The 23,417-nt window shown below is 46.9% G+C and carries 21 protein-coding genes; 13 read left to right on the top strand and 8 right to left on the bottom strand.

Features of this window, described 5'->3' with window-relative positions; all coding sequences use genetic code 11:
* Window positions 1-119 precede the first annotated feature (119 nt).
* Window positions 120-533, top strand: a complete 414-nt coding sequence (locus tag HB364_RS17415; protein ID WP_167289488.1) for a hypothetical protein — start codon at window positions 120-122, stop codon at window positions 531-533.
* A 166-nt stretch (window positions 534-699) separates the two neighbouring features.
* On the opposite strand, the gene HB364_RS17420 is transcribed toward HB364_RS17415, so the two are convergent.
* Entirely contained in the window at window positions 700-1,380 is a 681-nt protein-coding gene (locus HB364_RS17420; RefSeq protein ID WP_167289489.1) for a hypothetical protein, read from the bottom strand.
* Between the two features lie 1,064 nt (window positions 1,381-2,444).
* On the opposite strand from HB364_RS17420, the gene HB364_RS17425 reads away from it, so the two are divergent.
* The 3 genes from HB364_RS17425 (at window position 2,445) to dinB (ending at window position 8,447) form a co-directional block, all read left to right on the top strand.
* A complete protein-coding gene (locus HB364_RS17425) occupies window positions 2,445-3,122 on the top strand; it encodes a DUF4760 domain-containing protein (protein WP_167289490.1) in 678 nt (225 codons plus the stop codon).
* A 1,003-nt stretch (window positions 3,123-4,125) separates the two neighbouring features.
* Complete coding sequence (locus HB364_RS17430; protein WP_167289491.1) at window positions 4,126-7,272, top strand: DNA polymerase III subunit alpha; 3,147 nt, start codon at window positions 4,126-4,128, stop codon at window positions 7,270-7,272.
* A 5-nt stretch (window positions 7,273-7,277) separates the two neighbouring features.
* Window positions 7,278-8,447: a DNA polymerase IV gene (dinB, locus tag HB364_RS17435; protein ID WP_167289492.1), complete on the top strand. Its 1,170-nt coding sequence runs from the start codon at window positions 7,278-7,280 to the stop codon at window positions 8,445-8,447.
* Window positions 8,448-8,483: 36 nt separating this feature from the next.
* On the opposite strand, the gene HB364_RS17440 is transcribed toward dinB, so the two are convergent.
* The gene (locus HB364_RS17440) at window positions 8,484-9,293 is read right to left on the bottom strand and encodes an SOS response-associated peptidase (RefSeq protein ID WP_167289493.1); all 810 of its coding nucleotides are present in this window, start codon (window positions 9,291-9,293) and stop codon (window positions 8,484-8,486) included.
* Window position 9,294: 1 nt separating this feature from the next.
* Entirely contained in the window at window positions 9,295-9,537 is a 243-nt protein-coding gene (locus HB364_RS17445) for a hypothetical protein (RefSeq protein ID WP_167289494.1), read from the bottom strand.
* Window positions 9,538-9,746: 209 nt separating this feature from the next.
* Between HB364_RS17445 and HB364_RS17450 the strand changes: the two genes are divergently transcribed.
* From HB364_RS17450 to HB364_RS17475, 6 genes are all read left to right on the top strand, one after another.
* Window positions 9,747-10,685, top strand: a complete 939-nt coding sequence (locus HB364_RS17450) for an alpha/beta hydrolase family esterase (protein WP_167289495.1) — start codon at window positions 9,747-9,749, stop codon at window positions 10,683-10,685.
* A 79-nt stretch (window positions 10,686-10,764) separates the two neighbouring features.
* On the top strand, window positions 10,765-11,301 hold the full coding sequence (locus tag HB364_RS17455) for a hypothetical protein (protein WP_167289496.1): 537 nt from the start codon (window positions 10,765-10,767) through the stop codon (window positions 11,299-11,301).
* 40 nt (window positions 11,302-11,341) lie between these two features.
* Complete coding sequence (locus HB364_RS17460) at window positions 11,342-11,623, top strand: hypothetical protein (RefSeq protein ID WP_167289497.1); 282 nt, start codon at window positions 11,342-11,344, stop codon at window positions 11,621-11,623.
* A gap of 27 nt (window positions 11,624-11,650) precedes the next feature.
* Window positions 11,651-12,091 (top strand): hypothetical protein, encoded by a 441-nt coding sequence (locus HB364_RS17465; protein WP_167289498.1) that lies wholly within the window; start codon window positions 11,651-11,653, stop codon window positions 12,089-12,091.
* 70 nt (window positions 12,092-12,161) lie between these two features.
* Window positions 12,162-13,316, top strand: a complete 1,155-nt coding sequence (locus HB364_RS17470) for an acyl-CoA dehydrogenase (RefSeq protein WP_167289499.1) — start codon at window positions 12,162-12,164, stop codon at window positions 13,314-13,316.
* Window positions 13,317-13,367: 51 nt separating this feature from the next.
* Window positions 13,368-14,069 carry a YggS family pyridoxal phosphate-dependent enzyme gene (locus tag HB364_RS17475; protein WP_167289500.1) on the top strand — a complete coding sequence of 234 codons (702 nt, stop codon included), beginning with the start codon at window positions 13,368-13,370 and terminating at the stop codon, window positions 14,067-14,069.
* 450 nt (window positions 14,070-14,519) lie between these two features.
* Here HB364_RS17475 and HB364_RS17480 read toward each other — a convergent pair whose 3' ends face one another.
* A complete protein-coding gene (locus HB364_RS17480; protein WP_167289501.1) occupies window positions 14,520-15,161 on the bottom strand; it encodes a dioxygenase family protein in 642 nt (213 codons plus the stop codon).
* Window positions 15,162-15,344: 183 nt separating this feature from the next.
* Between HB364_RS17480 and HB364_RS17485 the strand changes: the two genes are divergently transcribed.
* The 3 genes from HB364_RS17485 (at window position 15,345) to HB364_RS17495 (ending at window position 18,891) form a co-directional block, all read left to right on the top strand.
* A complete protein-coding gene (locus HB364_RS17485; RefSeq protein ID WP_167289502.1) occupies window positions 15,345-16,364 on the top strand; it encodes a sensor histidine kinase in 1,020 nt (339 codons plus the stop codon).
* Window positions 16,361-17,080, top strand: coding sequence for a LytR/AlgR family response regulator transcription factor (locus HB364_RS17490; RefSeq protein WP_246228515.1), 720 nt, complete (start codon window positions 16,361-16,363; stop codon window positions 17,078-17,080). Before HB364_RS17485 ends, HB364_RS17490 begins: the two co-directional genes overlap by 4 nt.
* Before the next feature lie 131 nt (window positions 17,081-17,211).
* Window positions 17,212-18,891 carry a glutamine--tRNA ligase/YqeY domain fusion protein gene (locus HB364_RS17495; RefSeq protein WP_167289503.1) on the top strand — a complete coding sequence of 560 codons (1,680 nt, stop codon included), beginning with the start codon at window positions 17,212-17,214 and terminating at the stop codon, window positions 18,889-18,891.
* A gap of 130 nt (window positions 18,892-19,021) precedes the next feature.
* On the opposite strand, the gene HB364_RS32935 is transcribed toward HB364_RS17495, so the two are convergent.
* The 4 genes from HB364_RS32935 to HB364_RS17515 all read right to left on the bottom strand — a co-directional run bounded on the left by HB364_RS32935 (window position 19,022) and on the right by HB364_RS17515 (window position 23,391).
* The gene (locus HB364_RS32935) at window positions 19,022-19,771 is read right to left on the bottom strand and encodes a glycine-rich domain-containing protein (protein ID WP_208419982.1); all 750 of its coding nucleotides are present in this window, start codon (window positions 19,769-19,771) and stop codon (window positions 19,022-19,024) included.
* Window positions 19,772-19,888: 117 nt separating this feature from the next.
* The gene (locus HB364_RS17505; RefSeq protein WP_167289504.1) at window positions 19,889-21,229 is read right to left on the bottom strand and encodes an amidohydrolase; all 1,341 of its coding nucleotides are present in this window, start codon (window positions 21,227-21,229) and stop codon (window positions 19,889-19,891) included.
* Window positions 21,230-21,267: 38 nt separating this feature from the next.
* Window positions 21,268-21,819: a GNAT family N-acetyltransferase gene (locus HB364_RS17510; protein WP_167289505.1), complete on the bottom strand. Its 552-nt coding sequence runs from the start codon at window positions 21,817-21,819 to the stop codon at window positions 21,268-21,270.
* A gap of 9 nt (window positions 21,820-21,828) precedes the next feature.
* On the bottom strand, window positions 21,829-23,391 hold the full coding sequence (locus HB364_RS17515; RefSeq protein ID WP_167289506.1) for an acyl-CoA mutase large subunit family protein: 1,563 nt from the start codon (window positions 23,389-23,391) through the stop codon (window positions 21,829-21,831).
* Between the last annotated feature and the right edge of the window lie 26 nt (window positions 23,392-23,417).

The following is a 23,417-nucleotide window of genomic DNA, read 5'->3' on the forward strand; positions in this document are numbered from 1 at the left end:
CGCATTAACAGGCTAATACCGCCACTTCTTCAAATGCCCGTTTAGGTTATCTTGTTACAGATTATGTATGGGTTGTACGATCATGATCACTTATCCTTTACACTTTTAATTTAAAAATTATGAATGCAGTTGTAAAAAGCCAACCTCGTTCTATCCAATTGTTGTTTGCCGGCTTGTTAAAAATTATTGCTATTCTGTTGATCATACTCACCATTACACCTGATGCAAGGGCGCAGCATTGCGACGGGTGCAGTGTAAACTTGAACGGTCCTGAGGTGGTACAGGTAGGACAAACAGTGACGTATACTGTAATGCCCTTATGGCCAAATGGGCAGTATATTTCCTGGTACTGGGATGGTTTTTATAACTTATCGGCTTATGGTACGATTGTAGATCAGGGGATATACCCATCAGGCGAACATTGGGCGACCATATATTTTCATTCACCTGGCTATACCTGGGTAACATGGGAAGCCTATTTTTCACCTTATGGAGTTAATTATGATGAACTCCCCATTACGATTAATCCCTGAGACATACAGAAATGAATAATCCTGTACAACCCATACACTCCTTCTTTGTCATTTCGAACCCGCCATACGTCCTTGCCTTCTCAGCAGGTAATGCGGGTGAGAAATCTGCTATCAAAGCAAAAGCTCACTATTGATTATCTACGTCGTTTACTTTCTTCCATACGTCCTATCCCGTCTTCACCACTGCCAATCCCTGGAAACTCCTCGAATCACCATTTTTACCCATCATGCCCACAATCCCCAGCAACAATACATAAGGAGCTTTGGCAGAAGGAGCCGGTAGCTCAAACTCAACTGGCGCCAACTTCGACTCCAACGGGATCAGTGCACTCTGCACCACTTCTTTCTTAATACTAAGTTTGCCGAAATTCGGGAACAGCCCGATCAACTTCAGGTGATATCCTTCAATGTGTTTCACATCATCACAATGCGGACGTTTTTGCAGGGTAACTGTTACGTGCATTTTTTTACCCGCACGATCTACCGATACCTCGTATCGTTCATTGACCAGCGCCTTGAGCGTTCGTTTTTCGTCGCATTCCAGTCCTGCCAGCATGGCCACATCCGGCTTCAGTCCCGCCTTGGCCTGCTTGAAAAAAATAGACAGCAGCTTGCTCCACAACTCCCCGTCACGATGCTCATCACGCAAAGCAGAAAAAATAATTTTAGCCTGCTTATTGCACTGCATCAGCAACTTTTTACTCTCTTTAAATGTCTTATTAATAGTGATAGGAGTGTAAGTCCCCCTTTCAGCACGGGCATGTTGCCCGTAACGCTTACTGTTCACAAGAGTTACCCCAAAAATGGTTCCTTTTAACTTAATCAGCTTGGATATGTTCCTGGCCATACATAAAATATTGAAATTAGAAAATGTTTTTAACACAGGTTCTCAGCCTGTTAGCATAAATATACATAATTTCAGTTATGTATTACAGAGATATTTTAGAGATATTTCAGAGACCTTATAGAGACATTACAGAGAGTAAGGTAATGGGAAGGCGAATAGCAGGTAATACCCATGCGAAAGGAAGGCGAAAGGGGTACCTATGGGTTCCACCTGCCATCTAACTACGCCCTTGCAGGTAAAGCGCATTTGCTAAAGGTTGGCTGGTATAACAAAAAAACACCCGTCCCGCGAAAGCGGGACGGGATTTTTTTAGCGGGGGGATCAGAAAATTATATAGTAAAAGAAACCATCCGGAAGGATGGTTTTAGGCTCCCCAATGTGCGAATCAGGTTGCTCACAGGAAATCAGATGAATGATAAGGATAGGCTAATGGTACTAAGTATGTGAAATATTGTATTGTTTTAGATAAATGCTTTGATATTGTTATGAGAAATCCTTGTCAAATAAGTATATAATGGCACTGCAGGGTACTTCTATCAGAGAACTTATTTTTTTTATCTCCTTATAGCTTAGGTCTTCGGGATGTGCAATTAAATCGTCTATACGACTTGTGTTTTTTCTTAAAGCCCGGGCCAGCACTGATTTGGGCAAAGGCACAAATATTTGTTCAAATTCAGTAATGCGCTTGGTTTCGATCAAGTCCCTGACTATCTTGTAACGTACATCCTTATGCATTACCGAAACTAAACATAAGAAGTCAGCTTGTTATTTTACAGAAAGTATTTTCTTTGTTACAAACCGTACTTTGTTTAATACAATAGATACCAGGGGCTCATTCAAAAGCTTTGTATTTTAATCTTTATATATGCTTTAGTTGAAATTTTTCCTCTTTGAGGAAGTATTTGATCTTATTCTTTTGTTGTATCATACTTTCCGCTTATTTTGGGCCTCCTTTAGGCCTTCCCTTTTTCAAACCTCCCTTTTGCGAATACCTTAATCTGGGTGCTCGGCGCTATTACATCAATATTCTCTTTTCTATTAATCACCATGAATAACGATCATGTATGTTTAGCTTTTTTAAAAAGACATCTCCGCATGGGGGAAGAATTACAATTTCTTACAGTGTTTTAGGGATAGGACTTGTTGTGCTTGTGGCCGGGATCGTTGTTGTTCGTTACCTCGATCACAGGTTTTCATTAAATATAAAATTAGGCGACTATATTTCTATGTGTTCTTTCGGAAGTGTAACCATTGGCCTGATTTATAACGCCATTGCACTGCAATACAATGCTCAGATCAATAAGCTGCGATTTGAGAAGGAAGATGAGGTGAATAATTATAATAAAAAGAGACTTACTTATGAAATAATGTCCGATTGGTATAAGGCAGATATGGCAATGAATGCAGAGAAGGCAAGACGATTTGTTACTCCCTTTAAAGGCAAGCTAAACGATCCGGTCGTTTTAAGCGAGTTTAAGAAAAAACTGGCAGATGATGCCCACCTGGAAGACCGGAAATCGTTGACGGCCGTGTTAAATTACTTTGAAAATCTGGCTCTCCTGGTATATGATAAGGTGATCGATGAAGCTATATTGAAGAAGGCTTTCAGGACAGCTTTTCTTACCTACTATAACAACTTAAAGGAATATATAGAAGACGAGCAGAGAGGCAACAATGGTAGTAATTGCAGGATCTTTATCAATTTCGTTAGTCTTTCCAAAAGCTGGCTTTGGGTTGATTAGCAAGGAATATCTGTCTGTAAATAAACTTTATTACATTTTTTATGCGTAAGGACGAGCGTTATGGATTAATAAAACACCTTATTGAATCCAGACATATTACACAATTCAGGCAAATATTTAACTATTTACCCAAAACCGTAATGGCCAGGGAGCTGTCAAAAAATACCAGCCGTATGACAGATCTCATTGATCGACCTGAGGAGCTTAAGCTGCAGGAGGTGTTTATAATCAGCGAATTAATTGACATACATTATATAGAGATTGTTAAACTGATAATGCAAGAAATTAGTGCGCGTCCATCCAGGCGAAAATGATAAGACATCAAATAGATGTCAGAAGTAATAAACTAAAAAAGCATGACTCAAGTCATGCTTTTTTAGTTTATTATTTTCAGTGGCACTTTTTAAAGGCCTTCAAAGTCGCTTTGTATTGTTAGTATAACCATAGTATTATTATTAGACTCTCGAAACTACAAATTATATCTATACTAATCTAATAGATTTGTACTTTTTTAAATACAAAATGTACTTTCTTTAACCATGCCAGTACTTTCATAGATATAGGTTGTTATTTTAGAAAATACAGAAGATACTTAGTTAGGACGAATGTATACTTTATTAGATACGGAGTGTAACTATCGTTGTTAGTGCTTGTTTTTAACAATTGTAAAAGCAATATTATCTAAAGCCTGTAGTGTCAGGCTCTTTCATAAGTTTTGCATTCCTCACTTTAGTGAATTGAAATCATATCGCATAGGTGCGTTGAATATTACCTCTGCTGCTTCAGGGTATTTTTGGCTAATTATTTTAGTAATTTTACATTGTAATCACATTGATGCATTAGTGTACCACTACCCGTTATAATACTGCATCAGCACGCAATGAATAAGCACCCATAAGGTAGGCTATTAAAAACACAGGCAATATCCTGTACCGGCAGCGCTTTGTCCATAGGGCAAAGCCACCTGCTGCAGGAATCCTATTGCCACAGCAACCGGCAGCACATGTATCTTAATTGTAAAACATACTACAGCTTCAAATACGGCACCTTCAGCACCGAAGAACTCGTGCAGGAAGGCATTAATAAAGGCGTGGCAGCCCTGGCCCTCACCAATATCAACAACACAGCCGATATGTGGCCTTTCATAAAAGAATGCCGCAAGGCAGGCATCAGGCCTATTCCCGGCGTGGAGGTCCGCAATGGCGATGCATTACAATACATATTGCTGGCAGCTAACAACCATGGCTTTGAATGGATCAATACATTTATATCCACACACTTAAAAAACAACAAGCCCTTTCCGTCGCCCACCGCCACCACTGCTTTTTTTGACGACAGTAGCGATGGCTATGTCATCTATCCGCTGGGCGCCAGGGAAGTACCCTCCTTATTAAAACATCAGTTCATCGGTGTGCAGCCCGCTGAAGCCAACAAATTGTACAACATACCACCTGAGCACAGGCATAAATATATCATCCGTCAGCCGGTTACCTTCCAGTCGGAAGATCATTATTATGTACACCGCCTCCTACGGGCGATGGACCACAACGTGGTGGAGTCAAAGCTGCCGCCCGGTGCTGTATGCGGCAGTAATGAATCCTTCATGCCGCAGGAACAAATACTGCAGGCTTTCCGCGCCATGCCCTGGGTTGTCACCAATACCCTGCGGCTCATTGATACCTGCAACCTGGAAGAGGATGCCAATACCCGTAAAAACAAACAATACTTCACCATCAGCAAAGAAGATGACTCCATATTGCTGCGCAAACTGGCCCTCGATGGTCTGCAGCAACGCTATAGCAATAATACTGCAGCAGCCGAACGACTGCAAAAGGAACTCAACATCATCAACAACCTGGGCTTCACCGCCTACTTCCTCATCACCTGGGATATTATTCGTTATGCCAAAAGCAGGGGCTTTTACCACGTAGGGCGGGGGAGTGGGGCCAACAGCATCGTGGCCTACTGCCTCAAAATAACAGATGTTGATCCACTGGAGCTCAACCTCTATTTTGAACGCTTCCTCAACCCGGAAAGAACATCACCACCCGATTTTGACATCGACTTCTCCTGGCTGGAGCGCGATGAGATCATGGACTACATCTTCAAGCGCTATGGTGAAAAATATGTGGCCCTCATGGGTTCTTATGTCACCTTCCAGCAGCGGGCTGTAGTGCGGGAGCTGGCAAAAGTATTTGGCCTGCCCGAAGCAGAGATCCATGGCCTCTCCAGGCTGCCCTTTGTAACAGCGCCTGCCTTTACGGCCTGGAAAAAACTAGGCGCACGCCCTGCCGGTATAGATGATTACCACAAAGGCGTAGCCTGGTACCAGCACAACAATAAGCCGGTAAACTATGCGGCCATCATTGCCCGGCTGGGCCGCAAATACCAGCTTACGGAGGAAGAAACTATGGCATTGCAGCAATCGCCGCTCGCCTTCGGCATCATAGATCACATTGTATGGAAAATACTTTATTACAGCCCCTTCATCCACAACTTTCCCAATCACATCAGTGTGCATGTGGGCGGCATGCTCATCAGCGAAAAGCCCATCCATGCCTGGACAGCCACCTTCTATCCGCCCAAAGGTTTTTCCACCACGCAAATTGACATGTACGTGGCCGAAGAGATCGGGCTCGATAAACTGGATGTGCTCAGCCAGCGCGGCCTGGGCCATATCAAAGAAACCATCCGCCTGGTGCAGGAAAACCAGGGCATCCGCATACACATTGATGAAGTGGAGAAATTCAAAAAAGATCCGCGGGTAAGGGAGCAGTTGCAACAAGTTCATACCGTAGGTTGCTTTTACATAGAAAGTCCGGCCATGCGCCAGTTGCTCAGCAAACTCCGGTGCGATAACTACCCTGTGCTGGTAGTGGCCAGTTCTATCATACGCCCCGGTGTGGCCAGCAGTGGCATGATGCGGCAATACATATCGCGGCACCTCGCGCCGCATACTACAGAGTACCTGCACCCGATCATGGAGCAGATACTCAGCGAAACCTATGGCGTCATGGTATTCCAGGAAGATGTCATGAAAGTAGGGCACTACTTTGGTGGCCTCCCCATGGCGGCGGCCGACAGCCTGCGCAGGGCCATGAGCGGCAAATCGCGCGGCGTGGATCACTTTGCCATGCTCAAAGATCAGTTCTTCAACAACTGTACCGAAAAAGGCCATACGCCGGAGCTCACGGCCGAAGTATGGCGGCAGATGGAATCCTTTGCCGGCTATAGCTTTTGTAAAGCACACTCTGCCAGCTATGCCGTGGAAAGCTTCCAGGACCTCTACCTCAAAACCTACTTTCCCATCGAGTTCATGGTAGGCGTCATCAACAACTTTGGTGGCTTCTACAGTACCGAACTGTACTTCATTGAGCTGCGCAAGGCGGGCGGCATACCGCACCTGCCCTGCATCAACCACAGCCATTACTACACTACCCTCAAAGGCCGCGACGTGTACACTGGTTTTGTACACCTCAATAGTCTCGAAAAGTCGACTGTCAAAACCATCCTTACCGAGCGGGAGCGCAACGGCCATTTCCTGCACCTGCAGGATTTCATAGAAAGAACAGCCCTTCACCCGGAGCAGTTGAACATCCTTATATCGGCAGGCGCTTTACGGTTTACCGGCAAGTCGAAAAAACAACTGCTGTGGGAGTCCAACTTCCTGCAAAAGCGGCAGCATGCACCCGTGACAACGCATACGCTTTTCAAAGAAAGGCCGGTGGCCTTTAAGCTGCCCGATCTGCACGATCATCCCATTGATGATATGTATGATGAAATAGAAATACTGGGCTTCCCTTTCCGTAGTCCTTTTGAGCTCATGCAGGAGCAGTCGTTCCCGCGCCTGCCCGCCAAGGAATTGCCAAAGCACCTGGGCAAATCCGTAAGCATGCTGCTCTACTTCATAGACTATAAAGTAGTGCCTACGGCCAATGGGACCGTCATGGCATTCGGCGCCTTCCTCGATGAACAGATGGATTGGGTGGATACGGTGCACTTTCCACCATCATACAAACAATATCCGCTGAAGGGAAAAGGATTCTACCATGTCCGCGGAAAAGTAGTAGAAGACTTCGGCTTCCACAGCGTGGAAGTATCCTTCATGGAAAAGATCGGGTACAAAGAAAGAACCTATGCAAACCTGTAATCAATATGATCCTTACCACACAAAGACATATCGCCCATTTTGACCTGGATACCTTTTACGTATCGGTAGAATGCCTCAAAGATGATCGCCTCAAAGGAAAGCCCGTTATCATTGGCGGCAGCAGCGACCGTGGGGTAGTGGCTTCCTGCAGCTACGAAGCCCGGAAGTTTGGTATCCATTCGGCCATGCCCATGAAGCTGGCGCGGCGCTTATGCCCGCAGGCCATCATACGCCAGGGTGATATGGAATCTTACAGTAAATACTCCCGGCTGGTGACCGACGTCATAGCCGATTCAGTGCCCTTGTTTGAAAAAGCATCTATTGATGAATTTTATGTAGACCTCACCGGGATGGACAAATACTTCGGCAGCCAGTTGTTCACTGCCGACCTCAAAAAGAAAGTCGTCAAAGAAAGTGGCCTGCCCATCTCGTATGCGCTGGCCGGTAATAAGCTCATCAGTAAAGTGGCTACCAATGAAGGAAAACCTAATGCAGAAATGTGGGTAGCCTGGGGGCAGGAGAAAAATTTCCTCGCGCCGCTTAGTATAGCCAAAATGCCCGGCGTTGGTAAGGAAACGGCTTTCCTGCTCCTCAAGATGGGCGTGGAAACCATCAAAGTGCTCAGTGAAATACCCATGGAAATGCTCTCCAATCTCCTGGGCAAAAATGGTCTCTCACTCTGGCGCAAGGCCCAGGGGCTCGATGAAACGCCGGTGGTGCCGTATCATGAGCAAAAGTCCATCTCCACCGAAAATACCTTTCAGCAGGATACCATTGACATTGATTTCCTGCATGCCCAATTGGTACGCATGACGGAGAAAATAGCTTTCCAGCTAAGGGAGGAAAATAAGCTCACAGGCTGTGTCACTGTTAAGCTGCGGTATTCCAACTTCGATACTGTTACTCGGCAAAAGACCATTCCTTTTACCGGCGCCGATCACAAGCTCATTAAAGTAGTGCGGGAATTGTTCGACAAATTATATGAGCGCCGTATGCTGGTGCGCTTACTGGGCATTCGGTTTACCCAACTGGTGCCCGGCAATGACCAGATCAATATGTTTGAAGATACACAGCACATGGTACAGCTTTACCAGGCCATAGACAGCATCAAACACCAGTATGGAGAGCAGTTCATAGCGCGCGCCCGGGGAATGGCTTCAACAATGTCATCCTGAGCCTGTCGAAGGATGCTCGCAGCTCGCAGCTTGCCTTCACACCGCTACAGAAAGCGCCGACAAGTCCTCATACGTAAACGGTGCTGCCGGTTCCAGTGCTTCCCGGAAGTCTTTGGCAATGCTGCAGGCTTCCATGCCAGCAGCCGGGTATTGGAACCGCGCTATTTCAGTAATGCGCTCTTCTGTAGGAGAGCCCAGCAGCCATTCATACGCCAGTTCATCCGTTAATATCGTGGGCATTCGTTTCTTGCTGTTGTGCACTTGTTCCATCAGGCCATTGGCGGCCGTAGTAATAATGGCAAAGCTCTCTACATACTCACCGGTGCTTTGATCGGTCCAGGGCTGCCATACACCGGCCATATAAAAATATTCCTTGTCCTTTACCGTAATATGATAAGGATACTTAACAGCCGTCTTCACCGGCTTGCCTGTTTTCTTGCTTACAGGAAATACATGCCGCCACTCAAAAAAGCCGGTGGACAACACCAGGCAGCGACGGGAGAGTGCCGCCTGCCGGTAGATCTTCCGCGGCAATAACAGCTCTTCTGAGATGGCATTCAACGTAGTGATCGGCGGATGGAACTGCCCGCTTTCATCTTTATAGCCAAAGCGCATCTTGCCTACAGATTCCCGGGTCTTCTGGTAGCCGGGAATAAAGCCCCATTCCATTTGTACAATATCGAAATTGGCTTCGCCTTCTTTCTTTTTCAGTACTGGGTGACTGGAATAATCAAACCCAATATGCAGGGGATTGCCCAGGAAATCATAATCGGCAATCAGCTTCTCCAGTTGCAGCAGCCTGATATGCTCAGCCCTGGTAACCCGTACGCCATTGTAATAACACATATTAATTCGTTTTTCTGAAGTGTGCATCAATCAGTTTGCCAATAGAAACCGCCAGCGCCTGTTGTCCCTCCGGTATCGAGGTCCAGAACAACTGGCCTTCGTTGCTGGTAGCCTGTGTGATCACCAGCGGCTTGCCGGCATCCATACCTACCAGGAATAGCGGCCTTCCGGCCATGGTCACTTCCTTTACCGGTATCTTCTTCTCATTGAAGATAACTTCAAATACGTCAGCAGTGGATTCCATACCATCATTTTTTTGATAATGAAAACTACCCATAAAAATACGAATACTAAATAAGTTAGCAATAAAAATTGGGCTATTTATCCTGCTGAACGGGTCAGGAAGTTAAACTTCCTGCCTGTAAACAGGTCTTACAGCATACTATAGGCATGCCTCCCGCGTTCTTATTGCCATCATCAGGGCGTAAAATGCACTGGCTTAACCAACTATTTATGAAAAATGGCTTAATCTGTTTCTTGCTGATAACAGGCGTTGCAGCTTTATCCTCCGGCTGTGGTAAAAAAGAAGACGATGATCCGGCCGAAAAAATATACCGGGTAGAAGGTTCCATCAGCATAGATGGGCAGGCGCGCACCTATTTACTCAACCTGCCGCCGGGGTATTATGAAGGTGCCGGTTTTTCACTGGTCATTGCCATGCATGGCGGGGGCGGATCGGCCACCCAGTTTGAAACCTCTTCATTGCTGACGCAAAAAGCCAATGCAGAGAACTTCATCGTCGTGTATCCCGAAGGCGTAAAAAGCACCGGTGCATTGGGTGTCCGTACCTGGAATGCCGGTACCTGCTGCGCTTTTGCCGTGGAGAACAACATCAATGATGTAAAATTCATCACCACGCTCATTGATAAGCTGGTGGCAGATTATAAGATCAACGCCAAAAAAGTATACGCCACCGGGCATAGTAATGGTGGTATGATGAGTTACCGGCTTGCCTGTGAGGCATCCAATAAAATTGCCGCCATAGCGCCCAATGGTTGTACCATGGTGGTAACACAGCCTTGCAATCCTGCCCGTGCAGTACCGGTATTGCACATGCATTCGGTATTGGATGAGCACATTCCTTACACAGGAGGAACCGGCAATGGTATCTCCGGCGTTTATGCGCCGCCATTGGATTCTGTGTTCAACGTGTGGTCATCCAAAAACACCTGCACCACCACTGCCCAGGTGGTCGTCAACAACAGCAGCTATAAATTCACCCGCTGGACCAATTGCAGCAACAATACCGCCATACATTACTATTTAACGCAGGATGGCGGACATGCCTGGCCGGGTGGTTTACCGGGTAGCGCCAATGGCGATACCCCTTCCCAGGCCATCAATGCCAATAACCTCCTGTGGGACTTCTTTAAGCAATACCAGTTGCCGTAACGCCCGCAAATACCCACTGTTTGTAGAACCAGGTAAACGACTTATATTTAACCGGTAGTTATTAGCTACCGGTTTTTTTATGATCAAGTTCTTACAGCAACTCAACCCCTTTACCAAAACGCTTTTGGCAGCATGGCTCCTTCTCGTTGTTTATGGTTACCTGGCCCGGCTAACCGGCATCTACTTTTTCTGGGAAAGTGACTCAATTGGTTGGACGCTTTTCCTGTTGGCGGTTATTGGATTCCTGTATAAAAGGATCAGGCTAAAACGGGCCATGCAAAAGAAGGTACTGGGTGAAAAGCTGGTCATTGGGCTCATCATCTTTGTTTTCTTAATACAGGCAATTCTGATTTCAGTTATCCCCAATTCAGATGCCTATGTTGCCGCAAGATCTTTTCTGAAAAATGACCCTGCTGTAAAAGCAGAGGTAGGTCATGTGACCGGCTTTGGCCTTATCCCTATGGGAAGCATGGAGCAGTCATCCGGGCCGGGTGGTACCTATGGCAGCGCTTCCATTTCATTGATCCTAAAGGGAGATAAAAAGTATAAAGAGGTAACTGTTTTGGTTATTAAACTTCCCGATAGTCTCCATTGGCAGGTAGAGGCTGTTGAATAAAGGATTTTGTAGCTACCGAAATACTAAGTAATTTAGTATTATGAAAGGGGAGATCACTGCACGGATTGAGGGCTTCATGAGGCGATATCCCGTAGAGCGGATATATGCTACACGGCAGATAGAGCAATTCCGCATATCGGGCCGCAACGGATCAATCGTCTTTCAAAGTAATCGCCCTTTCCTGCGCGCTAACGGACTTAAACTAAAGCGCATTGACTGGAAGCTCATCGAAGGAACCCTCCGCAGCATGAGCGCCAAAGATGCCCTGGCCCAGGGCCTTGACGAATACGTAAAGCAACTGGAAAAGGAGGGGAAATTGTAATAGTCTTCTCAAAAAACGTTTTAATACATGTTCATCAGGCAAACCATCTTCATTCTACTCGCCATACTGGCCTTCCTGTTGGTTTTTGTGACTTTTCGCGAGGCGACCTCTGTTATTCCGGGCTGGCATACCACCATCTATGTAGGACCGTCATGGTATCATTTCATTTTCCCGGCCTTGCTATTGATGATTTCCATTTTATACAGGCGCATTATCCGGAGAGGTGTCTTGGTATCCGGTGCCTTTTTTACGGCGCATGTACTATTCACCATCATTACTTACCTTATCAGTGCTTTCGGTATAACAGTATATTTCTTGTTTTTTAATGACTATGATAGTTACATGGAGCGAATACTTTTAGTGATTAACTGGGGAGCGCCATGGCTGTTGTGCGCAGGTCAGATGATCTTTGTCATTCCATTGTGGCTGAAGCTTTCCGCAGGCAGAAGTTCCAGGTTGGGGAACTGATGCGAACAATTGTTAGTTTTTGTGATAAATTCTATTACTTTTGTCCCTAAACTAAAAACAGACAGGCCATATGCAATTCCAGTTATCTGAAGAACACCTCATGATCCGCAAGGCAGCCAGGGATTTTGCCCAACAGGAATGTTTGCCCGGTGTTATCGAAAGAGATGAACACCAGAAATTCCCCAAAGAACAGGTCCTCAAGCTGGCCGAACTGGGCTTTATGGGCATGATGGTAGACCCCCAATATGGCGGCAGTGGCATGGATACCATGAGCTATGTATTGGCCATGGAAGAAATTAGTAAAATAGATGCCAGCGTAAGCGTGTGCATGAGCGTGAACAATAGCCTCGTAACCTGGGGACTGGAAGCATATGGAACAGAAGAACAGAAACAAAAATACCTCACACCACTGGCGCAGGGGCGCAAAGATGGTGAACTTTATATTGGCGCCTTCCTGCTGAGCGAGCCAGAGGCTGGCAGCGACGCTACTTCCCAGCGCACGACTGCAGAAGACAAGGGTGATCACTATGTACTCAATGGCACCAAGAACTGGATCACCAATGGCTCCTCCGCTTCTGTATACCTGGTCATGGCGCAAACAGATGCCGCCAAAGGCAGTAAAGGCATTAATACATTTATTGTAGAGAAAAGCTGGCCGGGTGTAGTAGTAGGGGCCAAGGAAAACAAACTCGGCATCCGGGGCAGCGATACCCATAGTATCTTATTCAATGATGTAAAAGTGCCCAAAGAAAACCGCATCGGCGCTGAAGGTTTTGGGTTCACCTTTGCTATGAAAACACTGGCTGGCGGCCGTATAGGCATTGCTTCCCAGGCATTGGGCATTGCCAGCGGTGCTTATGAGCTGGCCCTTAAATACTCCAAAGAGCGAAAAGCCTTTGGTAAAGAGATCATGAATCACCAGGCCATCCAGTTCAAACTGGCTGATATGGCGACCCGCATTGAGGCCGCCCGGTTATTATGCCTCAAAGCCGCCTGGGAAAAAGACCAGCTTCAGGATTATGCCCTCAGCTCTTCCATGGCCAAAGTATTTGCCAGCGAAACCGCCATGTGGGTGGCTGTAGAAGCGGTACAGATCCATGGTGGTTATGGCTACGTAAAGGAATACCATGTAGAACGATTGATGCGTGATGCCAAGATCACCCAGATCTATGAAGGTACTTCCGAAGTGCAGCGGATTGTGATCAGCAGATCTATACTAAAGTAATTTAATAGTAGTTTTGCTGCCATCATCCTGTAACCAGCAACGATTTCATTCATGGCAGTGAACATTGAACAGTATAATGCGATCAAAAAAGAATTAGGTAGCGAAGTAACTCTTGTGGCCGTTTCCAAAACAAAGCCGGTAGAAGACATCAAAGCCCTGTACGATCTTGGTCAGCGCGACTTTGGGGAGAACTATGTACAGGAGTTGGTGGAAAAGCAGGTATCATTACCGCCGGATATCCGCTGGCATTTCATCGGTCACCTGCAATCCAATAAAGTCAAATACATTGCTCCTTTTGTGCATCTTATTCATGGTGTGGACAGCTATAAGTTACTATTGGAGATAGAAAAGCAGGCGGCTAAAAACCTGCGTGTCATCCATTGCCTGCTGCAGGTGCATATAGCGCAGGAAGAAACCAAATTTGGCTTTGATGCAGCCGAACTGGCAGATATCATGAACATCCTGCAAAAGGGGCAGCTACAGCATGTACAGGTGCTGGGCCTCATGGGCATGGCCTCCTTTACAGAAGACGAGCAGCAGCTTCAAAAGGAATTCATATACCTCAAAGGTCTCTTTAATGAATACTTCCCCGCTTCCAATGCCCAACTCCCGGTTTCTGATCCACTACTCACCACGCTCTACTCACCATTTCCTATCCTTTCCATGGGTATGAGCAGTGATTATCAATTAGCTATAGCCTGTGGCAGTAATATGGTAAGGGTGGGCAGCCTCCTTTTCGGGGCTCGTTTCTAACCCTGATATCGGCATTTAAACCACTTTCACCTTCCTTTTGCGGTCAAACATCGAATAGATTATGGGGTACGTACCGCAGACAGTATTTTTACTACTGTTAAAAGGATATAAGATAGTGTTTTTCATAGGTTATTGATTAATGGTTAAGGGCTGTTTCTACAGCCTTTTTTTGTTTTATACGCTTCCGTACCGTAAAAAATACATGGCAGATAGCGACTTAAAACCTGTCAGGTCTCACACTAATTTCCGGCCCAATCCCACCAATCCTTCAAATCCAATAAATCCCGGTTCAGACAGACAATCGTTCCCTTTCGTTCATTCAACCGGGTTTCTCTTACAAACGTCGAATAGATTATGCAATGGTCGCTTTGGAGAGTAGCTTTACATTGTATTAAAGGAAAAAGATAGTGTTTTTCATAGGTTATTGATTAATGAATACAAGGGCTGTTTCTACAGCCCTTCGTTTTTTGGGTAATTGATAATATTCAGGCCAAGCACAATGTCCCTTTTGGCCGTAAGCATTCCATCTTTCTTGGTAAGCGTGAGAATACCACTTCCGCCATACTGCCGCTGCTGTTTGCGTTCTGCTGCAGTGAGGAACGGATCATCATCAAACAAATACTCATCAATCCAGTAAGGATTCTTATCGGCCTCTTTGATCACCGGGTGGATATGGGCAGGCGTTCTGCCGCTAGGATAGGAGGCTGGTTTCAGCGTATAAAATGCGTATTGGCCTTTCTCATTGGTGCGTATCCAGCCACGGAGATAACCATGCCGTTTGCCCCAGCCTTTTTCATCGCCTTTAGTAGGGTATACACCTGTCTGGTCGGTATGGTATACATACAGGACCACATTGGATGCAGGTGTTTTGCCATCCACCTGGTACACCGTACCGGTGATCAGCAACTTGGGACCTTTGTCATTAAAGTCGGGCAAGGTATCCACCCAGTTCAACTGATCAAAAGGAACAGGACTTTCAAAAATGGCTTCACACCCTTCACAAGGCGCACCAAAGGTGCCGCGCGGATTGCCTTGCGCGCAGCCGGTAAGCGCCAATAGCAACAATGCCGGTAAATAGAAGAGCATTTTCATATTGAACAGTTTTGATTGGTTATTACACTACAAAGTGACAATAATAGCAGGCCCGGGTAAAAAATCTTACACATCTTGCAGGTATTACTGGATGAATGGGATATAACCGGCATTTCGTGTAGCAGATCGGACAGCAGGTGTAAGAAAAAATACCCGCTGGTTTTTGTATATTTATTTTGGGGTATGAACAAGCAATCCATATTCAGACGCTATAAACTGGACCACCTGCTGGGCTGGCTGGTGCTATTTGGCGGCTGGCATTTTTTCCGTTACCAGGATTACCCCCGCGATACAGGCTGGCTGATCACCGGCCTGAAAGTGGTAGACCTTGCTCTTATGGTCTACATTACCAATTACCTGCTTATTCCCCGGCTCTTGTACAAAAAGCAATATGTTCTTTTTGGAATTACCTTTCTGTTGATCGTTACCGGCTTCAGCTTTTTGAAAATGTACCTGGAGGGGCAGATCATGAACCGCCATTCTTTATTCTTCAACAATTTTAAAGGCCGTTTTTATGATAATGTGATTCCCCATATCCTGCTGGTGAGTACCGGTGCTGCTTTTAAGCTGCTGATGGATTATGCCCGCGCGCAGCGCAGGCTGGGGGAGGTGTCTAAAGAAAAGGCTGAAGCTGAACTGAACTTCCTGAAGTCGCAGATCAATCCGCACTTCCTGTTCAATTCACTCAATGCTGTTTATTTCCTGATCGACAAGCAGAATACTACTGCCCGGCAAACGCTGCTCCAATTCTCCGACCTGCTGCGGTACCAGTTGTACGATTGCAATTCAGACAGCATAGAAATTGAAAAGGAAGTAGCCTACCTGCAGGATTTTATCCGTTTGCAACAACTGCGCAAAGACAACAACTATGAAGTGAATGTACAGGTGGGCGAGGAAGTGCGGGGATTCCGTATTACGCCGTTGCTGCTCATTCCTTTTGTGGAAAATGCTTTTAAACATATCTCTCACCACAGCAATCAGCGCAACTTTGTGCAGGTAAACATGGCCCGGCAAAATGGTAGTTTCCTGTTTACGGTCGAGAATTCAAAAGAAAGCCTTCACCGCTCTACCGAGCCGCCGGGCGGTATTGGCCTCAGCAATGTAAAACGCAGGCTGGAACTGCTGTACCCGCAGAAATATGAATTGCAAATCGATAATAATGATGCTACCTTTAAAGTAGCGTTAAACCTCCATTTGTCATGATGCTGCAATGCATAATCATAGATGATGAGCCGTTGGCCCGCCAGGGATTGACCGAGTACATCCAGGACGTGGATTTCCTGCAACTGGCAGGGGCTTTTGATAATCCCATGAAGGCGACGGACACCCTGATGCAGCAAAAGATTGACCTTATTTTCCTCGATATACAGATGCCCCGCATGACGGGACTGGAATTCCTGAAAACACTGGCACAACCTCCGCTGGTGATCTTTACCACGGCCTACCCGCAATATGCGGTGGAAGGTTTTGAACTCAATGCCATTGATTACCTCCTGAAGCCCTTTTCCTTTGAGCGTTTCTGGAAGGCGGTCATGAAAGCCAGGAGCCTGCGGGAAACAGGCATGCAGCCGGCCGGCAGTACCACTGCAGAGCCGGATTACTTCTTCATTAAAAGCGACAATAAGCTGATCAAGATCAGGTACGATGAAATACTGTTTGTAGAAGCCCTGCAGAACTACGTGGCTGTACATACCACAGAAAAGAAATATATAACCTACCTCACCTTCCGCAGTATTGAGGAATACCTGCCGGAAGGCCGTTTTGTACGCACCCATAAATCCTTCATTGTGGCTGCCGCCAAAGTAGAAAGCATTGAAGGCAACGACATCAAGATCGGCCCACACCATATTCCCATCAGCCGTACAGAGCGGGAAGCCGTGCTCCGGCAGCTCACGCAGAACCGTCTGCTGAAAAGATAAGCTAGGAATGTCTTATTCCGCGCAGAGTCTCCCGGAGGGGACTCTGCGGATCAGAAATAATACGTAAATTTGCGGTTACCATATGCCACGGACGTCGTTAGACCGTGGCATATTCGTAAAAGAAAGGTACCATGACTGAGATTAAAAAAGCAGAAGAAAAAAGCCTCAATTTTATCGAGGAGATCATTGAGGAGGACCTGAAGGCGGGCAAATACAAATCCATCACTACCCGTTTTCCGCCGGAGCCGAATGGCTACCTGCACATTGGGCATGCCAAAAGCATCTGCCTCAACTTTGGTTTAACGCTTAAATATGGCGGAAAGACCAACCTCCGTTTTGATGACACCAACCCCATTACCGAAGACACAGAATATGTGGACAGCATCAAATCCGATGTCCAGTGGCTCGGTTTCCAATGGGCTAATGAACTATATGCTTCTGATTACTTTGAACAGTTATATGGCTTTGCCGTAAAACTGATAAAGAAAGGGTTGGCCTATGTGGATGATTCTACCAGCGAGGAGATCGCTGCCCAGAAAGGAACGCATACAATGCCGGGTGCAAGGAATCAATACGCTGAAAGAAGCGTAGAAGAAAACCTGCGCCTGTTTGAAGAAATGCGCAATGGTAAATACGAGGATGGCAAAAAAGTATTGCGGGCAAAGATTGATATGACATCGCCCAACATGCACATGCGCGATCCTATCCTGTACCGCATTAAGCATGCCGAGCACCACCGCACGGGTGATGCCTGGTGCATCTATCCCATGTACGATTTTGCACATGGACAGAGCGATTCCATTGAGCATATTACCCATTCCATCTGTACGCTGGAATTCATTCCCCACCGCCCTTTGTATGACTGGATGATCCGGGAATTGGAAATATTCCCCTCGCATCAATATGAGTTTGCACGCCTCAACCTCAATTACACTGTAATGAGCAAGCGCAAACTGAAACAACTGGTGAATGAAAAGCATGTTACAGCCTGGGATGATCCCCGTATGCCTACGATCAGCGGTTTCCGCAGAAGAGGATACACGCCGGAGTCCATCCGTGATTTCTGTGAGCGGGTAGGAGTGGCCAAGCGGGATAACATCATTGAATACTCCCTGCTGGAATTCTGCATCCGCGAGCATCTCAATAAGATCGCACAGCGCCGCATGGTGGTATTCGATCCCCTGAAAGTGACCATCACCAACTTCCCCGAAGGGGAGGTGGAAATGCTCAAGAGTGAGGACAACCCGGAAGATGCGGCAGCAGGGCATCGTGATGTGCCTTTCAGCCGGGAATTATATATAGAGCGGGAAGACTTTTTGGAGAACCCTCCCAAAAAGTTCTTCAGACTGGCGCCCGGGCAAGTGGTGCGCCTGAAAAGCGCTTACATCATCCGTTGTGAGGAAGTGATCAAAGATGCCAATGGCAATATAACAGAGCTGAAATGCACTTATATCCCCGAAAGTAAAAGTGGTTCCGATACTTCTGGCATTAAAGTACAAGGCACCCTGCATTGGGTAAGCGTAGCGCAGGCCATCAGTGTGGAGATAAGGGAATATGACCGCCTGTTCAAAGTGGAAGACCCTTCCAATGAAGAAGGTGACTTTAAGGATTACATCAATCCCGATTCCTTAAAGGTCATTGGTGCTGCCTTTGCAGAGCCGGCTTTAAGAACCGCCCGCTTTGATGAACGTTACCAGTTCCTGCGCAAAGGGTACTTCTGCCTGGATAAGGATACGTCGGAAGAAAGGATGGTATTTAACCGCACGGTGACGCTCAAAGACGCCTGGGCCAAAGAGCAGAAGAAAGGCTGAGCGACGAACAGCTCCAGGATCTAAAAGATTAAATGGATTAAACAGGATAACGATTTAAAGTCAGGCTGTGTACATCAGCTTGACTTTTTTTATTGCCTGCAACCGGCAACTTGTAACCAGTAACCAGTTTCTAATCACCACCACCACCGCAGCCGCCTCCACAACCGCTGCATCCGCCACTGCAACCACCATCGGCATTACAGCCACTATCGCCTCCACAGCCACCGCCACATCCTCCACTTGTGTTTTGACCTCTTCCTGATCCTGATTGTGTGCCTTGTGCGAATACAATCAATCCTGATATACCGAATATGACAAGGAAAGCATAATTGGAGCTGATCACACTTACCAGTAAACCAGTTATGATTAGTAGGAAAGCGCTGATGTTTTTGTGCCAGGATTTCTTGGGAACGAGCCAGTGGGTTTGTGTGTTGGCCCTTACAAAATCAATATCGCCAAAACGTTTGTTAGCAGGTGGCCAGATATCATCGGGAGGTGCGTAGCCAAACTTGTCGCGGTAAAGTTGTAAGGTAGATTCGTAGTAGCTGATGAACTTGTCTCTTTCGGCGGGGCCGCCTTCGGTGGGAGTGTGGTGGAGGTCTTTTCCGAGAATGTTCTTGCAGAGGTCGTTCCAGTAGGATTTGGTGTACACAAGGTGAAGGTGCCAGGCCTGGTCTACTTCATCGGAGGGCGTTACGGGGTGGGGACTGATCATACACAGGAAAAGGAACTTTTTGTACTCCGTAACAACTCTTTCAGTAAAGAAAGGTGGCCATCCATTTTCCCGGGCTAAACGTTGCGAAAAGGTAAGTGCATCGTTGGGGTTGTCGGGGGAGTAGCTTTCCAGCTTACTCCACAACAGGGTTTCATCAATTATCATAAAGAACTCTTTTACAAAAATAGTTCGCCAATATTACCGGAATATTATGTGTTTGCATCAAAGCAAAGGCCGCACCATACAATTGTGGCGCGGCCTTTTATATTCAATGTGTTATAGTTAGAATCCTTTTTTAGTATTGGTTTTATTGTCGCCGCCTGCTTTCAGTTTGGCATAATCGAATACCAGTTGGCAGAACCCTTTCACGCCCAGGTCCAGCCGGCTGTCATCAATATAAAAGTCAGGCGTGTGATGGGGTGGGGCTTTGGACTTATCAGTGCCCTTGGGCATACCGCCAATATAAATAAAGAAAGAAGGGGCCTTAGTGCCAAAATAAGAGAAGTCCTCTGCACCAGTTACCCATTCCCGTTCGGTCACATTGCTTTTACCGGCGGCTGTTTCGAGGGAAGGCACCATCATCTTCACCAGTTCCGGTTCATTATAGGTGACCAGCGTTTTGGTATCAATGGTTACTTCGGCAGTGGCGCCCATGGCTTCTGCTACGGTAGTAGCCACCTTGCGGATGCGTTCATGCGTTTCTTGTTGCATCTTGCTGTCCAGCGTGCGTATCGTGCCTTCCAGTACAGCTTCTTCCGGGATAATATTGGGACGTACGCCACTGTGGAATTTACCCACGGTAATCACTACAGGAGCTTTGGTGAGTTCAGACTGACGGCTTACAATGGTTTGCAGGGTGCTGATGATCTCCGTGGATACTACAATAGGGTCTATTCCTTTCCAGGGCTGTGAACCGTGGGATTGTTTGCCTTTTACTTTGATGGTAAACCAGTCGGAGGAAGCCATAAATGCGCCGGGCTTATACTCAAACTTGCCCACTTCAATATCTGATTCAATATGCATCCCAAATACTGCATCTACTTTGGGGTTGTCCATCACGCCTTCCTTTACCATGAGCGGTGCGCCGCCTTCTTCATTGCCGGGAGGACCTTCTTCTGCCGGCTGGAAAAAGAACTTGACGATGCCGGGCACGTCTTTCTTCATGCCGGCTAGTACTTCTGCTGTACCCATCAGCATGGCTACATGGCTGTCATGGCCACAGGCATGCATCACGGGCACCGTTTGGCCCAGGTAGTCGGCCATAACAGTTGATTTAAAGGGAATGTTTACACGCTCCTGTACGGGTAATGCATCCATATCTGCCCGCAGGGCTACTACCGGTCCGGGCTTGCCGCCACGGAGGATGGCCACAATGCCGGTCTTGGCCACGCCCGTTTGCACTTCCAGTCCCAATGCTTTTAGATGAGTCGCTACATATTCCGCTGTTTTGTACTCCCGGTTGGAGAGCTCCGGGTGTTCATGCAGGTACCGTCTCCATTCGATCAGCTTGGGTAAAATAGCGCTGGCTTTCTGTTCAATGAGGGTTGATACAGGTTGCTGTGCAAAACTGGTTGCAGTAGATAAAAGCAGTAAAAGACAGGTTAGTTTGGCTGGTAAACGCATTGACGGATTGTTTATCCTCCAATATATCGAAATAATCGTTACCGCCAATCCCATACCACCACATTCCAGTTGTCCATAAAGTCTTCATACGTATGAATGATCTCAAAGCCAACCCGCTTATGCGCCTGCAGTGACCGGTAATTCGAAGTAGAAATTTCTGTAATAATAAAATCGTAGTGCGGGCTATACACCACTTTGTGGTGTTGATACAACATGTCAACTAATCCTTTGGCCCGGTGTGCCTTGGAAACACAGATCTGTCCCATTACATAAAAGCGGTGATCGTACAAAGGCTTCCCCTGCCATTGTAGTTTCTCAAAATTCACGAACATAGGCTCCAGGTCGGGATAAGCCTGGCGGCCTTCCAGCGTTACCGTCATGGCATAGGCTACTACTTCATCTGCCTGCTTAATAATAATGCTGGGGGCAATGGCATGCAGTTGTTGCAGCATGGGCAGGTTAAACTGCATGGTGAGGAAGCCCTGCGCGTTCTTTTCTTCCTGGCTGATGAACTGTTTCAGGTTCTGACGCTGCAATTGAAGTATTTGTTCCAGATCTTTATTGGAACCAACTGTGGTGGCTGAGTACATGGAACGAAGTTACTTATATTCCCCGTACACCTCCCGCAAGGTATCTGCAATCTCACCCAGCGTACATTTCTGCTCTACCGCTTCAATAACAGTAGGCATAATGTTTTCATCACTGCCTGCTTTATCGGCTAGTAATTGCAGCAACTGATCGCACTTGGCGTGGTCACGTTGCCGGCGGAGGATAGCCAGTTTATCACTTTGCACCTGGCGGATGGAGTCGTCTATTTTAAAGGGAGGGACCGTATTGGTGTCTGTTACCTGGAACTTATTCACTCCCACAATGATCTTTTCATTGCGTTCTACCTGTCGCTGGTGATCATAAGCGCTGCGGGCAATCTCATCCTGTATAAATCCCTGTTCAATGGCCGATACACTGCCGCCCATGGCATCTATCTTACTGATCAGTTTCCAGGCTTCTTCTTCTACCTGCCGGGTGAGGGACTCTACAAAATAAGAGCCGGCCAACGGGTCAACGGTATCTGCGGCGCCACTTTCAAATGCCACGATCTGCTGCGTGCGCAGGGCAATACGGGCGGCTTCTTCTGTAGGCAGGCTCAGTGCTTCATCATAGCCATTGGTGTGCAGGGATTGTGTGCCGCCCAATACAGCGGCCAGGGTTTGAATCGTAACGCGCGATATATTGTTGAGTGGTTGTTGGGCCGTGAGGGTGCTGCCGCCCGTTTGGGTATGGAAGCGCAGCATCATGGCCTTGGGGTCTGTGGCGCCCAGTTCCTTCATCATCACTGCCCACATACTGCGGGCAGCGCGGAACTTGGCCACCTCTTCAAACAAATTATTGTGCGCATTGAAAAAGAAAGAGAGGCGCTTGCCAAATACATTAATATCAAGCCCTTTTTCCAGGGCTGCTTTTACATAGGCCTTACCATTGCTGAGGGTAAAAGCAATTTCCTGTACGGCCGTACTGCCGGCCTCGCGGATATGGTAACCGGAAATGGAGATCGTATTCCACTTGGGCAACTCATGACTGCACCATTCAAAAATATCGGTGATGATGCGCATGGAAGGCTTGGGCGGGTAAATATAAGTACCCCTTGCAGCATACTCCTTCAGGATATCATTCTGTATAGTGCCGGAGATCTTCTTCAGGTCGGCGCCCTGTTGTTTGGCCAAGGCTACATATAAGCTCAGGAGGATAAAACCGGTAGCATTGATGGTCATGGAGGTCGACACGTCTTCCAGCTTAATGCCTTTAAAGAGCGTCTGCATATCTTCCAGGCTGTCAATAGCCACGCCTACTTTTCCCACTTCTCCTTCAGCCAGCGGGTGGTCGCTGTCGTACCCGATCTGTGTGGGCAGGTCAAATGCCACGCTCAGGCCCATTACACCCTGCGATAACAGATAGTGGTACCGTTTATTACTTTCTTCTGCAGTGCTGAAACCGGCATACTGCCGCATCGTCCACAGCTTTCCCCGGTACATATCCGGCTGCACGCCGCGGGTAAAGGGAAAATCGCCGGGCGGGGGCAGGGGAGGGAACCCTTGTACACGACGGGCGTCATACAACTCATGGATCTCAATTCCGCTGTCTGTAAAGATCTTTTTTTCAGGCATAAGCAACACTGTTAAGGTCAAATTTC

Source organism: Paraflavitalea devenefica (genome assembly GCF_011759375.1).
GTDB classification, from domain to species: Bacteria; Bacteroidota; Bacteroidia; order Chitinophagales; family Chitinophagaceae; genus Paraflavitalea; species Paraflavitalea devenefica.

What these genes read in the sequence shown, in the direction of transcription:
- HB364_RS17415 (WP_167289488.1), top strand. Translation starts at nt 120, where the DNA reads ATGAATGCAGTTGTAAAAAGCCAACCTCGTTCTATCCAATTGTTGTTT.
- HB364_RS17420 (WP_167289489.1), bottom strand. Translation starts at nt 1,380, where the DNA reads ATGGCCAGGAACATATCCAAGCTGATTAAGTTAAAAGGAACCATTTTT.
- HB364_RS17425 (WP_167289490.1), top strand. Translation starts at nt 2,445, where the DNA reads ATGTTTAGCTTTTTTAAAAAGACATCTCCGCATGGGGGAAGAATTACA.
- HB364_RS17430 (WP_167289491.1), top strand. Translation starts at nt 4,126, where the DNA reads ATGTATCTTAATTGTAAAACATACTACAGCTTCAAATACGGCACCTTC.
- dinB (WP_167289492.1), top strand. Translation starts at nt 7,278, where the DNA reads ATGATCCTTACCACACAAAGACATATCGCCCATTTTGACCTGGATACC.
- HB364_RS17440 (WP_167289493.1), bottom strand. Translation starts at nt 9,293, where the DNA reads ATGTGTTATTACAATGGCGTACGGGTTACCAGGGCTGAGCATATCAGG.
- HB364_RS17445 (WP_167289494.1), bottom strand. Translation starts at nt 9,537, where the DNA reads ATGGAATCCACTGCTGACGTATTTGAAGTTATCTTCAATGAGAAGAAG.
- HB364_RS17450 (WP_167289495.1), top strand. Translation starts at nt 9,747, where the DNA reads ATGAAAAATGGCTTAATCTGTTTCTTGCTGATAACAGGCGTTGCAGCT.
- HB364_RS17455 (WP_167289496.1), top strand. Translation starts at nt 10,765, where the DNA reads ATGATCAAGTTCTTACAGCAACTCAACCCCTTTACCAAAACGCTTTTG.
- HB364_RS17460 (WP_167289497.1), top strand. Translation starts at nt 11,342, where the DNA reads ATGAAAGGGGAGATCACTGCACGGATTGAGGGCTTCATGAGGCGATAT.
- HB364_RS17465 (WP_167289498.1), top strand. Translation starts at nt 11,651, where the DNA reads ATGTTCATCAGGCAAACCATCTTCATTCTACTCGCCATACTGGCCTTC.
- HB364_RS17470 (WP_167289499.1), top strand. Translation starts at nt 12,162, where the DNA reads ATGCAATTCCAGTTATCTGAAGAACACCTCATGATCCGCAAGGCAGCC.
- HB364_RS17475 (WP_167289500.1), top strand. Translation starts at nt 13,368, where the DNA reads ATGGCAGTGAACATTGAACAGTATAATGCGATCAAAAAAGAATTAGGT.
- HB364_RS17480 (WP_167289501.1), bottom strand. Translation starts at nt 15,161, where the DNA reads ATGAAAATGCTCTTCTATTTACCGGCATTGTTGCTATTGGCGCTTACC.
- HB364_RS17485 (WP_167289502.1), top strand. Translation starts at nt 15,345, where the DNA reads ATGAACAAGCAATCCATATTCAGACGCTATAAACTGGACCACCTGCTG.
- HB364_RS17490 (WP_246228515.1), top strand. Translation starts at nt 16,361, where the DNA reads ATGATGCTGCAATGCATAATCATAGATGATGAGCCGTTGGCCCGCCAG.
- HB364_RS17495 (WP_167289503.1), top strand. Translation starts at nt 17,212, where the DNA reads ATGACTGAGATTAAAAAAGCAGAAGAAAAAAGCCTCAATTTTATCGAG.
- HB364_RS32935 (WP_208419982.1), bottom strand. Translation starts at nt 19,771, where the DNA reads ATGATAATTGATGAAACCCTGTTGTGGAGTAAGCTGGAAAGCTACTCC.
- HB364_RS17505 (WP_167289504.1), bottom strand. Translation starts at nt 21,229, where the DNA reads ATGCGTTTACCAGCCAAACTAACCTGTCTTTTACTGCTTTTATCTACT.
- HB364_RS17510 (WP_167289505.1), bottom strand. Translation starts at nt 21,819, where the DNA reads ATGTACTCAGCCACCACAGTTGGTTCCAATAAAGATCTGGAACAAATA.
- HB364_RS17515 (WP_167289506.1), bottom strand. Translation starts at nt 23,391, where the DNA reads ATGCCTGAAAAAAAGATCTTTACAGACAGCGGAATTGAGATCCATGAG.